Origin of the sequence: Methanothermobacter sp. CaT2 (genome assembly GCF_000828575.1) — an archaeon.
Lineage (GTDB): Archaea > Methanobacteriota > Methanobacteria > Methanobacteriales > Methanothermobacteraceae > Methanothermobacter.
Map to the genome: position 1 here is coordinate 335,400 of NZ_AP011952.1, position 14,807 is coordinate 350,206.

At 52.6% G+C, this 14,807-nt stretch carries 10 protein-coding genes; 7 read left to right on the forward strand and 3 right to left on the reverse strand.

The genetic code is table 11. The features are described from left to right. Positions 1-59: 59 nt before the first annotated feature. From MTCT_RS01885 to uvrC, 3 genes are all read right to left on the reverse strand, one after another. A complete protein-coding gene (locus tag MTCT_RS01885) occupies positions 60-776 on the reverse strand; it encodes an ATPase domain-containing protein (protein ID WP_010876078.1) in 717 nt (238 codons plus the stop codon). A gap of 65 nt (positions 777-841) precedes the next feature. Next, on the reverse strand, positions 842-2,089 hold the full coding sequence (locus tag MTCT_RS01890; protein WP_048175295.1) for a methanogen output domain 1-containing protein: 1,248 nt from the start codon (positions 2,087-2,089) through the stop codon (positions 842-844). A gap of 197 nt (positions 2,090-2,286) precedes the next feature. Further along, entirely contained in the window at positions 2,287-4,026 is a 1,740-nt protein-coding gene (gene uvrC, locus MTCT_RS01895; RefSeq protein ID WP_010876080.1) for an excinuclease ABC subunit UvrC, read from the reverse strand. Positions 4,027-4,221: 195 nt separating this feature from the next. Between uvrC and uvrB the strand changes: the two genes are divergently transcribed. The 7 genes from uvrB to MTCT_RS01930 all read left to right on the forward strand — a co-directional run bounded on the left by uvrB (position 4,222) and on the right by MTCT_RS01930 (position 14,742). Next, positions 4,222-6,159, forward strand: coding sequence for an excinuclease ABC subunit UvrB (gene uvrB / locus MTCT_RS01900; protein ID WP_048175296.1), 1,938 nt, complete (start codon positions 4,222-4,224; stop codon positions 6,157-6,159). A 60-nt stretch (positions 6,160-6,219) separates the two neighbouring features. After that, entirely contained in the window at positions 6,220-9,084 is a 2,865-nt protein-coding gene (uvrA, locus tag MTCT_RS01905) for an excinuclease ABC subunit UvrA (RefSeq protein ID WP_048176512.1), read from the forward strand. Between the two features lie 228 nt (positions 9,085-9,312). Further along, entirely contained in the window at positions 9,313-10,338 is a 1,026-nt protein-coding gene (locus MTCT_RS01910; RefSeq protein ID WP_231855329.1) for an ATP-binding protein, read from the forward strand. After that, positions 10,335-10,772: a response regulator gene (locus MTCT_RS01915; RefSeq protein WP_010876084.1), complete on the forward strand. Its 438-nt coding sequence runs from the start codon at positions 10,335-10,337 to the stop codon at positions 10,770-10,772. Before MTCT_RS01910 ends, MTCT_RS01915 begins: the two co-directional genes overlap by 4 nt. Positions 10,773-10,869: 97 nt before the next feature. Beyond that, entirely contained in the window at positions 10,870-12,621 is a 1,752-nt protein-coding gene (locus MTCT_RS01920) for a response regulator (protein ID WP_010876085.1), read from the forward strand. 109 nt (positions 12,622-12,730) lie between these two features. After that, positions 12,731-13,564 (forward strand): methanogen output domain 1-containing protein, encoded by an 834-nt coding sequence (locus MTCT_RS01925; RefSeq protein ID WP_010876086.1) that lies wholly within the window; start codon positions 12,731-12,733, stop codon positions 13,562-13,564. Between the two features lie 86 nt (positions 13,565-13,650). After that, positions 13,651-14,742 (forward strand): DUF763 domain-containing protein, encoded by a 1,092-nt coding sequence (locus MTCT_RS01930; protein WP_048176514.1) that lies wholly within the window; start codon positions 13,651-13,653, stop codon positions 14,740-14,742. The last annotated feature ends 65 nt before the right edge of the window (positions 14,743-14,807 follow it).

A 14,807-nucleotide genomic window follows, 5' to 3' on the forward strand; every position in this document is an offset into this window, starting at 1 on the left:
GTTATTTATTCCCGTGGACCCCTCTCTCCATGAGGGCACCGGCTGAAACCTGTAGAAGATTATTCCTCAGGGTTTTCAATAACTTCAAGGCCGCTGTCTGATATAATGTAGGGTATGAACTCAATCGGTGTTCTTGTACTCCTCATCTTGATGATGTCCATGACCCTCTCTCTCCTTCCCGTGTAGGGGTTCTCCCTCTTTATCAGCCTTATGGCCCCGTAAACCGAGTAGAGGGCTATATCATTGAACTCCTCTGAGGTTGCACTGTCAAGGATTATCATCGCAGTGATGTCCCTCTTTTTGAGTTCATAGATCAGGAGGTCGAACTGATCCCTGAACTCATCCGTTGTGAGCTTCTCTGTGTGGCTGCCTATACTGTCGATTATGAGGACCTCGGTGTCATCTGGAATCTCGGCGAGTATCTTCCTCAGGTTTCCCTTGACGGATTCTATCCCAATAGATATTTCCGCCTCTGTAAGCCGGGCCCTCATTGCGGATAAGCCGATAATACTCAGCTTACCAGATTCAAGGAGATCAGTGATGTCCCACCCAAGGGATGCGCACTGGATCCTGAGGTCAGTTTCATCCTCCTCTGTCGTTATGTATATTGTCTTAAGGCCGCTTCTGGCGCTCTGAATGGCGAACTGGAGTCCCATTATGGTCTTACCGGATCCAGGGTCACCGGTCACAAGAATGCTCCTACCCTGCGGGTAGCCCCCTATTATATCATCAAGCCCCTTAATCCCCGTACCTGTACGCGATATTCTCCTTTCCATGGTTAACCCCCCATTTATGGGAAATGATCTTACCGGTGAGTTCTTCGTCCCCCTGCTTCCGGGTTTTATACCAGGTGAAATTCGAAGGTGAGGTTTTCGTCCCTGCTTCTGAGGCTTGAGGTCTGTATGACGCTACCCTTTATACCTGTCCAGGTGAAGCTCCTCATCAGCATGGCCCTGAATATGAGGGAGAAGATTGGATTCTGCCTTGCCTCATTGATCCATGGAAATGTCTTGAATTCGAGAATGTACCTCGGCTTTTCTCCCCTGAGCTCGGTTTCAATACCAAGGTTCCTGAGGAAGCCTGAAAGCCACTTTATATAGGCATCAAAGACCCTCAGGGATTCCCTCCTGGCCATGATATCATCCAGAACACCCAGTTTTTTCATGGTCCTCTGGAAGTTTGGTTTGAGGTTCTTCTCGAATCTGTCAGCGAAGTTCTTTATTATGGCATTTCTGAGCTGAGGTGGAATTGATGATGCGAATACAGGCACAGCCGAGACAACAAAGCCGTAGAGTTCGGCCTTTGACCTTTCCCTGATCAGTTCCTCCCTGCGCCTCTCAGCCTCCACACGGCCTGTGATGTCGTGGCCTATTATCTGGAGGAGGTTCTTCTCTGAGGTTGTTTCAATCCTGGTCGAATGTATCTCAAGGAAGTGCCTGTCTCCCCTGTGGTCGGTGAATTCAATTTCAAAGACCTCATGCTCTGAATTGAAAAGGTCGAGGATGCTTTTAAGCGCACTCTCAGATATTAAACCCCTCTTCTCGAGGACTGAAAGTTTTTTACCCTTCAAACGCTCCCTTTTGAGTCCTGTGAGTTCCTCGACGGCCCTGTTCACAAAAACTATTCTTGAACTGGAGTCCATGAGGATTATGGGATCCGGGGATGATTCAAGGAGGGCCCTGTATCTTTCCTCACTTTCACGGAGTTTGCTGTCCATCTTGTGTTTGTAAAGGGCGACCTCAATGGCGCTGTGGAGTTCACGGTCCTCGAAGGGCTTTATGATGTAACCGAAGGGCCCGGTGAGCTTGGCACGGCTGAGGGTTTTTTCATCTGAGTAGGCTGTGAGGTAGACCACAGGGATGTCCATCTCCTCCCTTATAACCTCTGCAGCCTCTATACCATCCATTTCGCCCTTCAGGACGATCTCCATGAGGACAAGGTCCGGTTTCTCCTCACGCGCAAGCTTTATAGCGTCTTCACCTGAAGCAGCGATCCCCACAACCCGGTAGCCAAGGCCCTCAGCCCTGTGCTTGATGTCCATGGCCACTATGCTCTCATCCTCAACAACAAGCAAACTTGTAGGCGACATTTAATCCTCCAAACCATCATTTTCACAGATCCCATGGGATCAAAGAGGCGTTAGGACGTTAATCCTCCACATCGGGATATTAAGACCCACACATTATCCAGATATTAATATGTGGCCAGTTGTTATAAATAATTTTCTAAAACCCCCATTCAGTCTTTAGGAAAATTTTAGCTCATTGAAGGATCAGGTGAAGGGATTCAGCCAGCCAGGTCCCCACTGAAGTGCCTGTGTATCCTCTCTGCGACCTCACGGGTCATTCCGGGGATGGAGGCCAGCTCCTCCACACTTGCATCCCTCACACCATCAAGGCTTCCAAAGTGCTCAAGGAGGGCCCTTTTCCTTACCGGACCAACACCCCTTATACCGTCAAGTTCCGATTCAAGGGAATCCCTGTCCCTGATCGTCCTGTGATACTTAACAGCAAACCTGTGGGCCTCGTCGCGGAGGTGCCTGAGGATCTGCAGTGCACCATCATCCACATCCACGGGCTCGGATAGGCCTGGAAGGTAAACCTCCTCCCTCTTCTTGGCTATGCCAACAACCGGCACATGAACCCCGCAGTTTTTGAGGGCCTCGAGGGCCACTCCCAGCTGACCCTTCCCTCCGTCGATGAGCACGAGGTCGGGCTTCCTGAGTTCAGGGCTGGAGTACCTCCTCTCAACCAGTTCCCTCATCATTGCATAGTCGTCGGGCCCCTGGGCTGAAATCCGGTACCTCCGGTAGGATCCAGAGGATGGTTTACCATCGATGAAAACGGCAACCGAGCCGGTTGCAGATTCACCTGCAATGTTTGAGATGTCAAGGCCCTCCATTCTTCGGGGTATTTCGGGGAGCTTGAGGTCATCCTTGAGCTGAAGGAGGGCGTCCCTGACCCTTCCCTTCTGTTTCAGTATCACAGAAGCATTCTTCCAGGCGATGTTGAGGAGCCTGCGTCCGGCGCCCCCCTCAGGTGAGTGTATCTTCACCTCTTCGCCCCTGAGCTCAGAGAGCCACTCTGCTATGACCCCGTCCTCCACAGGGTACTGGGTCAGTATCTCCGATGGCACCCTCCGGGGTATGGCGTAGTACTGCTTGAGGAAGGCCTCAAGGATCTCTGTCCGGGGGGCTGAGCCCCTGAGAATGAAGTCGTCCTTCCCGGTGATCTTGCCGTCACGTATCTGGAGGACCACAACCGCAGATGTATCCCCTCCCCTCTCGAGGGCCACTATATCCTGGTCAATGGAGTCCGTGAAGGATGCGTGCTGTCTCTCCATAACCTCCCGTATGGATTCAATCTGATCCCTTATCCTGGCAGCCCTCTCAAATTCAAGTCTTTCCGAAGCCTCCTTCATCTCCTCCTCAAGCACCTCAATGACTTCCTGGTAGCGTCCCTGGAAGAAGAGGTCAACCTTCTCTATGATCTCCCGGTAATCCTCCCTGCTGATTCTCCCATCACATGGGGCGTAACAGAGGTCTATCTGGCTGTTGAGGCATGGCCCGTCCATCCGCCTGCAGCTCCTTATCCTGAAGAGTGACTTTATGAGTTTCAGTGTCCTGCGCACAGCCCCGGTGTCTGTGAAGGGTCCGTAATACCTTGCACTGTCCCTCCCTATGGTCCTCACTATGAGGACCCGGGGGTACTCCTCATCCGTTATCTTGATGAAGGGGTACCTCTTATCGTCCTTCAGACGGACATTGTATGGGGGTCTGTACCTCTTTATGAGGTTGGACTCAAGGATGAGGGCCTCCTTCTCGTTCTGGGTCAGAATGTACTCTATGCTCTCAAGGTGCCTCATCATGATCCTCAGACGCGGGTTCTCCTGTTCCCTGAAGTAGGACGAGACCCTCTTCCTTATGGAGATGGACTTGCCAACATAGAGGACCCTGTCGTCCCTGTCGCGGAATATGTAGACACCGGTAGCATCAGGAAGCTTCTCTGGATCCTTAACCCTCGTCAATTTATCATTACCATCCTCTGATTTATGTTTAAAACAAGTTCAGTGGGGGTATCATCACAGGATTATGGAACACGTGGGATACCCTGTCAGATATGAGACTCCAGACTCAACTTTATGTATCCTGGCAAAGGTATATATAAGTTGACCCTGAAATATAGTCCCACAATAGAATGAGGTTCTTATTTTAAGTGATTTGTGATGAAGTTTAAACTGGTATCAGATTACAGACCCCTCGGGGATCAGCCAAAGGCGATAAGGTCCCTTGTTAACGGTATAAAGGCCGGGATGAGGGAGCAGACACTCCTGGGGGTCACGGGTTCAGGTAAGACCTTCACAGTGGCCAATGTGATCGCAGAGGTCCAGAAGCCGACGCTGGTAATATCACACAACAAGACCCTGGCTGCACAGCTCTACGAGGAGTTCAGGGAGTTCTTCCCTGAGAACGCCGTGGAGTACTTCGTGAGTTACTATGACTTCTACCAGCCAGAGGCATACATACCCCAGACAGACACCTACATAGACAAGGAGGCATCCATAAACGACGAGATAGACAGGATGAGGCACTCGGCAACCCAGTCCCTCCTCTCCAGGGACGACGTCATCGTGGTATCCAGTGTCTCCTGCATCTACGGTATAGGTGCACCGGCAGACTACGGTGAATTCACCCTCCACCTCGAGGTCGGATCCGGCCCCGGCAGGGAGGAGGTGCTGGAGGGCCTCATAAACATGCAGTATGAGCGAAACGATGTCGAATTCGACAGGGGACAGTTCAGGGTCCGGGGCGACACGGTGGAGATCAACCCCATCCATGGAACACCCCCCATAAGGATAGAATTCTTCGGCGACGAGATAGACTCCATATCAACGGTTCACAGGGTCACCGGCAGGAGGATACAGAAACTGGACCGTGTAACCATATTCCCGGCCAAGCACTTCGTGATACCCGAGGACCGGCTCCAGAGGGCGATAGAGTCAATAGAGGCTGAACTTGAGGAGAGATTAACTGAACTTAGATCCCAGAACAAACTTCTGGAGGCCCAGAGGCTCGAACAGAGGACAAGGTTCGACATGGAGATGCTTAGGGAGATGGGCTACTGCCAGGGCATAGAGAACTACTCAATGCACCTCAGCGGGAGGAAGTGGGGTGAGAAACCAAACACACTCCTGGACTACTTCCCTGAGGACTTCCTCACAGTCATCGACGAATCCCATGTGACGGTACCCCAGATAAGGGGCATGTACAACGGTGACAGGGCAAGGAAGGACACCCTGGTGGAGTACGGCTTCAGATTACCCAGTGCCCGGGAGAACAGGCCCCTCCGTTTCGACGAGTTCCAGGAGAGCGTGAACCAGGTGATCTATGTCTCTGCAACTCCTGGAAGGTATGAACTCTCAAGGAGCCAGAACATCGTTGAACAGATCATAAGGCCCACAGGTCTGGTGGACCCTGAGGTCAGGATAAGGCCGGTGAAGGGCCAGGTGGATGACCTCCTCTCCGAGATAAGGAAGCGGGTTGAGCGGGGTGAGAGGGTCCTTGTAACCACCCTCACAAAGAGGATGGCCGAGGACCTCACAGACTACTACTCGAGGGTCGGCGTGAAGGTCAGGTACCTCCACTCAGAGATAGACACCCTCGAGCGTGTTGAGATCATAGACGACCTCAGGAGGGGAGAATTCGACTGCCTGGTGGGTGTTAACCTCCTCAGGGAGGGCCTCGACCTTCCGGAGGTGTCACTGGTCGCAATACTCGATGCAGACAAGGAGGGTTTCCTGAGGTCAGAGACGTCACTTATACAGACAATCGGGAGGGCCGCCAGGAACGTTAACGGTGAGGTGCTCATATACGCCGACAGGCTCACAGACTCAGTGATGGCGGCGGTTGAGACAACCAACAGGAGAAGGAAGCTGCAGATGGAGTACAACCGCAGGCATGGCATAAAACCAAGGAGTACAAGGAGGACCCTCAGGGAGAAGAAGGACGTTGAGGAGCTGAAGGTGGATGAGATACCGGACCATGAACTTGAACTCATAATAAAGGACCTGGAGGCAGAGATGAGGGACGCTGCAAGGAACCTTGAATTCGAGAGGGCCGCCAGGATCAGGGACAGGATAATGTCCCTTAAGAGCAATTAAACATTTTCCGGGTAATGAGAATTAATGCAGGATTAAAGAGTTTTGGAGACACTGAGGATCATGAGTGGTAAAATAGTCATTAAGGGTGCCAGGGAGCACAACCTCCAGAACGTGGACCTTGAACTTCCACGGGATAAATTCATTGTCATAACCGGCATAAGCGGGTCAGGAAAGTCTTCACTGGCCTTCGACACGATATACGCTGAGGGGCAGCGCAGGTACGTGGAGTCCCTCTCAGCCTATGCAAGGCAGTTCCTGGGACAGATGAAGAAGCCAGAGATGGACTACATAGAGGGGCTGTCACCGGCCATATCCATCGACCAGAAGACGACCCGGGTCAACCCCAGATCAACGGTGGGGACAATAACAGAGATCTATGACTACCTGAGGCTGCTATTTGCAAGGATAGGTAAACCCCACTGCTACCTCTGCGGCAGGGAGATAGAGCAGCAGACCTCGACCCAGATAGTCGACAGGATAATGGATGACGGTGAGGGTGAACGGATAATAATACTCGCCCCTGTGGTCAGGGACCGCAAGGGGGAACACCAGCGTGTATTCGAGAGGCTCAGGGAGCAGGGCTTCGTGAGGGTCAGGGTCGACGGTGAGATACACGACCTTGAAGACGAATTCGACCTTGACAGGAACAGGAAGCACTCAATAGAGGTTGTTGTGGACAGGCTGGTTGTGAGGATGGACACGGAGTTCAGAAAGAGGCTTGCGGACTCCGTTGAAACAGCCCTCCAGCTGGGGGAGGGGACCGTCAGGGTCCTCAACCATGACACAGGCGAGGAGAGGATCTACAGTGAACACTTTGCCTGCCCTGACTGCGGCATAAACTTCGAGGAGATCAGCCCCAGGATGTTCTCATTTAACAGTCCCCATGGGGCCTGCCCTGAGTGTAACGGCCTCGGAAGCAAACTTGAGATCGACCCTGAACTGGTGGTGCCCTACCCTGAACGCTCGATAAACGAGGGCGCCATTGTGCCCTGGAGCAAATCAGGGAAGAAGGACAACTACTACCACCAGATGCTGAGGGCGGTGGCCGAACACTACGGCTTCAGCCTCGACACACCCTTCAGGGACCTGGACGAGGAACACCGGAGGGCCATCCTCTACGGGACCGATGAGAAGATACAGTTCGTATTTCAGAGAAAAAACAGGACCTACCGGGTGAACAGGCGCTTCGAGGGTGTCATACCCCGCATGGAGAGGATATACATGGAGACCAAGTCCAACTACATGAGGACCTACATAGGCAGGTTCATGAGCAACCACGCCTGTCCGGTATGCGGGGGAAGCAGGCTCCGGCCGGAGAGCCTCTCAGTCACCATCAACGGAAGATCAATACATGACGTTGTTGAGATGTCAATCAGGGAGGCCCATGAATTCTTCGACTCCCTCAAGCTCACCGAACGCGAGGAGTACATAGCCAGGGAGGTCCTCAAGGAGATAAGGGAGAGGCTGCGCTTTCTGATCGACGTGGGCCTGGATTACCTCACACTTTCAAGGTCATCAGGAACCCTCTCAGGGGGGGAGGCCCAGAGGATAAGGCTCGCCACCCAGATAGGCTCCGGCCTTGTGGGGGTCCTCTACATCCTGGATGAGCCCAGCATAGGACTCCACCAGCGGGACAACAGGAGGCTCATAGAGACACTAAAGAGACTCAGGGACCTTGGGAACACCCTCATAGTGGTGGAACACGATGAGGAAACAATACTCTCGGCAGACCACGTTGTAGACATCGGACCGGGCGCGGGTGAACACGGGGGATGTGTGGTTGCAGAGGGCACACCTGAGGAGATAATGGAGGACCCGGATTCACTCACAGGGGCCTACCTCTCAGGTAGGGAAACAATACCCCTACCCGAGGTCAGGAGGAGGCCATCAGGAAGGTACCTGACTGTGAGGGGCGCTGCCGAGAACAACCTCAGAGAAATCGACGTCAGGATACCCCTGGGACTGTTCACCTGTGTCACAGGGGTCTCAGGGTCAGGGAAGAGCACACTCGTCAATGACATACTCTACAGGGGTGTCTATGAGAGGCTCAACAACAAGCACATGAACGCCGGGAGGCACACCGACATTGAGGGCCTCCAGCACATCGATAAGGTCGTGATGATAGACCAGTCACCCATAGGTAGAACACCACGCTCAAACCCGGCAACCTACACAGGGGTGTTCACCCACATCAGGGAGCTCTTTGCCCAGACACCTGAGGCCAGGAAGCGTGGATACAGGCCGGGCAGGTTCAGCTTCAACGTCAAGGGCGGGCGCTGCGAGGCCTGCGGCGGGGACGGTATAATCAAGATAGAGATGCACTTCCTGGCAGACGTCTACGTCCCCTGTGAGGTGTGCAGGGGCAGGAGATACAATGAGGAGACCCTTGAGATACGCTACAGGGGCAGGAACATCGCGGAGGTCCTTGACATGACCGTGGAGGAGGCCCTCGAATTCTTTGAGAACATACCCCAGGTGAGGAGGAAGCTCCAGACACTCTATGACGTGGGCCTCGGCTACATAAAACTCGGGCAGCCCGCAACGACCCTCTCGGGTGGTGAGGCCCAGAGGGTGAAACTTGCGAAGGAGCTCAGCAGGAGGAGTACCGGCAGTACACTGTACATCCTTGATGAGCCGACCACGGGTCTCCACTTCGATGACATCAAGAAGCTCCTCAATGTCCTGGGACGGCTTGTGGATGCCGGGAACACCGCCGTTGTCATAGAACACAACCTTGATGTTATAAAGTCCGCGGACCACATCATAGACCTCGGACCCGAGGGTGGTGAGAGGGGTGGCCTCGTCGTTGCAGAGGGAACACCAGAGGAGGTTGCTGCATCAGGTACACACACCGGCCGCTTCCTCAGGGAGGTCCTGGCGGATGAACGCAGCCAGAAGGTCCCTGTGGGTCAGGATACAGGATGATCCCTGCATCAGTGAGGTATCTGATCCACTCTTATCATTTCATGGATAAGAGGTCCATGAAACGCATGGCTCTTCACGGATCTCTGCTCTTCCAGAGGTCCGGCTGATTTTTCTGACTCTCCTCTTCTGGTCATGGAATTTTTTGCTGTTTCTCTGGACTCTCATGTTTTTAGCCATATCAAGGAAATTTTTTTATATAATCATAACCAGAAATTTTATGTGGTTATGATGAAGCATGACGATGTTCTAATGATTCTTGCAGCAGCCGCTCTGATGTTCTCCTTTAGCTGGGTGCATGGCATGTTACTGGTTCTACCACTGCTTGCAATCCCTCAACTGTCCTCAAGGACCCTTAAATGGGGGGTCCTCGTTCTGGCAGTTTTCGTGGCCCTCCTGATACTCCAGCCGATGACAAGGGCAGTTGGCCTTAACATATCAGATGAGCTCTTCAGACTGGTTCTCCTGTTACTTTTCACGTTCATGGTGGCCCTCCTCATCGAGAGGATTGAAAAGGTCCGCTCTCTGAGGGAACTGAACCTTGAACTGAAGAAACAGGCTGAAAAACTTGAGGATGCGAACAAGGAACTTGAGGCATTCGCATACTCTGTCTCCCATGACCTCAGGGTCCCCCTGAGGGCTATAGACGGCTTTTCAAGGATACTCGTGGAGGACTATGAGGATAAACTCGATGATGAGGGGGTAAGGATCCTCGGGATAATAAGGGATAACACAAGGAAGATGGGTCAGCTCATAGACGACATACTCCTCCTCTCAAGGGCAGGCAGGCAGGAGATGAACCTTGCAATGCTTGACATGAGGGAACTGGCAGAGTCAACCTACAGGGAACTCGCATCCCAGGAGGAGGGGCGTTCAATAGAGTTTTCGGTGGCTGATCTTCCACCTGCAATGGCTGACCGCGCCCTCATGGGGCAGGTCATGGGCAACCTCCTGTCAAACGCCATAAAATTCACAAGGGACCGGGACCCCGCGGTGATAGAGGTCGGCTACATGGATGGTGGTGATGAACACACATACTATGTTAAGGATAACGGCGCCGGCTTTGACATGAAGTATGCCAGCAAACTCTTCGGACTCTTCCAGAGACTGCACAGCCAGGAAGAATTCGAGGGGACAGGAGTCGGACTCTCAATAGTCCAGAGAATCATAAAGAGGCATGGTGGAAGGGTCTGGGGTGAAGGAAAGGTTGATGGTGGTGCAACAATATACTTCACACTTCCAAAGGTGGTGAAATGATGACAGATGCAGATATACTCCTGGTTGAGGATAACCCCACAGACGCGGAACTGACCATAAGGGCCCTGAAGAAGAACAACCTTGCCAACAAGCTCCACTGGGTGAAGGACGGGGCAGAGGCCCTTGACTACATATTTGCATCGGGTTCCTACTCTGATAGGGATCCGGAGAACCTCCCAAAACTGATCCTCCTGGACCTGAGGATGCCCAAGGTTGACGGCCTCGAGGTACTCCAGGAGATCAAGAGAAATGATTCAACCAGCAAGATCCCGGTCGTGGTTCTAACATCCTCCAAGGAGGACCGTGACATAGTGGAAAGCTATAAACTTGGGGTGAACAGCTACGTGAGCAAACCGGTGGAGTTCGATGAATTCATAAGCGCAGTTTCAACCCTTGGCTTCTACTGGATGATCATAAACCAGCCCCCGGAATAGGCATGTCTTGAAGACCAGACACCAGTGAAGAGCCCACAATAAAATTTCCAGGCTTAAGGTGTCTTGAGCTCATTAACCGTAATGAAGAGGAACCGGAATGTCAGAGAAATTGAAGGTACTGATACTTGAGGACGTCCCGCTTGACGCTGAACTTGTCATAAGGGAACTGCAGAGGGATGGTATAGAATTCGAGCACCTCACAGTTGACAGCGAGGACTCATTCAGGAGGGCCCTTGAGGAATTCAGCCCGGATATAATACTTGCAGACCACGCACTCCCCAGCTTCGACGGAGTATCTGCCCTGAGGATTGTGAGGGAGAACTATGACATCCCCTTCATATTTGTCAGTGGAAAGATCGGGGAGGAATTCGCTGTTGACATGCTCAAGGCAGGGGCCACCGATTACGTACTTAAGAATAACCTGTCAAAACTTCCACTTGCCTTCAGGAGGGCGCTGCAGGAGGCTGAAGAAGAGAGAAAGATTAAAAAGGCCAGGAAAGCCCTTGAAGAGAGTGAAAGGAAATACAGGGCACTCTTTGAGAAATCAGGAAACCCGATATTCATCTGTTCAACCGATGGCATCATACTGGACGTTAACCCTGCAGCCGCAGGCTTCCTCAAGTCCTTCAGGGAGGATATAATCGGGAGAAACATAAGGGAGTGGATCCATGAGGAGGACGCTGACAGGATATTCAGGGATGGAGAGGGCGGCCATCTGAAGTTCAGGGTGGGCCTCCGGGGACGCACCCTGGACACATCGGTAACAGCAGTTGAACTGGACCATGAGAAGCTCATATATATCATGGGTAAGGATGTGACCGCCCAGAAACGTATTGAGAAGGAACTCAAATCCAGCAAGGAGGAGTACAGGGTAATCTTCGAAAACACAGGCACACTCACTGTAATCTGCGGCAGCGACATGGTGATTGAACTTGCGAACTCAGCCTTTGAGGAGTTCTCAGGTTACAGTAAGGGCGAGATCCAGGGCTACATGAAGTTCACAGACTTTGTTGACGCCTCTGACGCAGCTCGCATCGAGGCATACTACCGCCTTAAAGGTATCAACCCGGATGCCATCCCCCACAACTTCGAGGTGGTCCTCAGGAACCGGCAGGGTGAGGAGAGAAACTTCTTCGCAACCTCCGTTGTGATCCCGGGGAGTGAGAGGTGCCTCATATCCCTCATGGACATAACCCACAGGAAATCCGTTGAGAAACGCCTCAGGCGGTCCCTCAGGGAGAAGGAACTCCTCTTAAGGGAGGTGCACCATCGGGTCAAGAACAACCTCCAGATAATATCAACACTCCTCATGCTCCAGGCATCCACCACCGGCGACAAGAGACTGAGGGACCTCTACAGGGACAGCCAGCACAGGATAGATGCCATATCCCTCATACACGAGAAGCTCTACGAGTCGAGGGACCTCTCAAGGGTTAACCTCAGGGACTACATCAAGACACTCCTCAGCGACCTCCTGGATTCCTATGGAGCAGACAGTAACGGCATCGATGTGAGGGTGAAGGTGGATGATGTGAGGCTCAACATTGAAACAGCCATCCCCTGCGGCCTCATAATCAATGAACTGGTATCAAATTCCCTCAAGTATGCATTCCCTGATGGTAAGGGTGAAATCACCGTTGAAGTCCACAGTACCGGCGAGGGATACGAAATGACGGTTTCAGATAATGGGGTCGGCCTCCCGGAGGACCTTGACCTTGAGGGATCAGGCACACTGGGCCTCAGGATCGTCAGGAACCTCGTGGAGCAGATAGACGGGGAACTTGAAATAGAAAGGCCTGCAAGGTTCACAATAAAATTCACTGAGGTTGAGTACAGGAGGAGGTTCTAGTCTGGTCACGGCGTCACATTAAACCTTATTCTGCAGTGACATCAAAGTATCAGGGGCAATGTCCAGACATTAGTCCTCAGTGATAGCGGTTCCATAAAGGAGGTTTATCATGGCAAAAATTCTTGTTGTTGAGGACGAGGCCATAGTGGCCATGGGTATAACCCACAAACTTGAATCAATGGGTCACAGGGTTGTGGAGACAGTTTCAACAGGTAAGGACGCCATAATGGCGTGCAAGGTCCATGAACCGGACCTCGTTCTCATGGACATCGTCCTGAAGGGCGAAATGGATGGTATAGAGGCTGCAAGAAGGATCCGGGACCAGTTCAACATCCCGATAATATACCTGACAGCCTATGCCGATGAGGAGATGCTGACACGTGCAAAGGTCACAGAGCCCTACGGGTACATAGTGAAGCCCTTCAAGTCATCTGAACTCAATGCCAACATTGAGATGGCCATCTACCGGCACAGATCCGCAATGAGGGAGAAGGAACTCATGAAGAAGCAGATAATCTCAGACTTCTATAACTTCATCCTCAACGCGATGCCCTCAACCGGAGCCGATGAGGATGCCATCAGGGAACTGCTATCAGGTATATTCAGGGACAGGATCACACATGAACTCGGCCCCAGATTCAAGGCCCACATGGAGGAGTATCCGGACGATGACCTCCTCGAGGCATACCTCGCATGGGTCGCAGACATATTTGAAGGCTTCACTGTGAGGGTGGGTTTCCTTGAGGACGAAGAGAACGTTTATGTTGAATTTGAGAACTGCCCTTGGCTTGAAGATGCCCGAAAGAACCCCGGCTTCTGCCTGAACTGTGAGGCCATCCTGAAGTTAAGTTTTGAATGGAGCGAACTCCCCGGTGACTTCAGGGCCATGGGGCAGATTGCAAGGGGAGATGACAGGTGCCTCTTCCGGTTTGGTGTTAAGTAATTACCGGGTTTCAGTGTTGAGCGTATCAGAGCAAGTATAAAGAGACGTCAGGCTGAAGTTATGATGGTACACGCATGGATGATACAATGAGGAGAACAGGTATTGCAAACCTGCCGCTTCACGGTGGCCATCCCCCGGCCTGGCTCATGAGGAGGATGATTGAACTCTCAGGGGCCATTACAGAGGTTATAATTGAGGAGTACGGGACCTCAGAGTTCATATCAAGGATATCTGATCCCTTCTGGTTCCAGGCCTTTTCATGTGTAATAGGCTTTGACTGGCACTCATCAGGGACAACCACCACGACCTGCGGGGCCCTGAAGTCCGCCCTCGACCCTGAGGTTCACGGGATAATGGTTGCAGGTGGAAAGGGAAGGAAATCCCGCAGGACACCCTCCGAGCTCCAGGCTGCAGCCGAAATCTTCGACCTGGACGCTGAAGGGCTGGTATACGCAAGCAGGATATCCGCCCGGGTTGATGGTAACTGCATCCAGGACGGCTTCAACCTCTACCAGCACACATTCCTGGTTGACTCCGATGGTGAATGGGCCGTCGTCCAGCAGGGCCTTGACCCACATGGTGGCTACGCCCGGCGGTACCACTGGCTCGGCTCAGGGGTCGGAGAGTACGTCGAGTCACCCCACAGCGGCATCTCCTCTGAGAGGACCCTCAGTGAGGTCCTTGACATGACGTCACCCATCAGCAGGGGGGCCCGTGAGGCCAGCGTTGACCTGGTCTGTGATGGCCCGTCTCACATCCGCAGCTATTTAACGGGCCAGAGGACGCTCTTTGACTTCAATGTCCTGGACATGCCAGCCCACCATGAGGTTCTCCCTGTGGACCTCACAGAGAGGGACATGGCTGTACTGGAGAGGGCCTATGAGATCCAGCCAGCGGACTATGAGGAACTCGTAATGCTCTCAGGGTTCGGGGCCAAAAAGGTGAGGGCCCTTGCCCTTGTCGCTGACCTCGTCCATGGGGAGAGGGCAAGCTGGAGGGACCCTGTCAAGTACAGCTACGCCCATGGCGGGAAGGATGGCTATCCATACCCTGTGGACAGGGAGACCTATGACTGTACAGTTGAATACCTCAGGTCCGCCGTTGAGGATGCTAAAATCGAGAAAAAGGAACGTCTAAAGGCTCTAGAATCCCTTGAGAGGTTTTTAAGCATAGATTAACTCTAATCTTTAATTAGGGCATGGGGATGTGTATATTTAAGTAAAGGAGTAAGTGTAATTTCTAT

Coding starts and splice junctions, on each gene's coding strand:
- MTCT_RS01885 (WP_010876078.1), bottom strand. CDS start 776: ATGGAAAGGAGAATATCGCGTACAGGTACGGGGATTAAGGGGCTTGAT.
- MTCT_RS01890 (WP_048175295.1), bottom strand. CDS start 2,089: ATGTCGCCTACAAGTTTGCTTGTTGTTGAGGATGAGAGCATAGTGGCC.
- uvrA (WP_048176512.1), top strand. CDS start 6,220: ATGAGTGGTAAAATAGTCATTAAGGGTGCCAGGGAGCACAACCTCCAG.
- MTCT_RS01910 (WP_231855329.1), top strand. CDS start 9,313: ATGAAGCATGACGATGTTCTAATGATTCTTGCAGCAGCCGCTCTGATG.
- MTCT_RS01915 (WP_010876084.1), top strand. CDS start 10,335: ATGATGACAGATGCAGATATACTCCTGGTTGAGGATAACCCCACAGAC.
- MTCT_RS01920 (WP_010876085.1), top strand. CDS start 10,870: ATGTCAGAGAAATTGAAGGTACTGATACTTGAGGACGTCCCGCTTGAC.
- MTCT_RS01925 (WP_010876086.1), top strand. CDS start 12,731: ATGGCAAAAATTCTTGTTGTTGAGGACGAGGCCATAGTGGCCATGGGT.
- MTCT_RS01930 (WP_048176514.1), top strand. CDS start 13,651: ATGAGGAGAACAGGTATTGCAAACCTGCCGCTTCACGGTGGCCATCCC.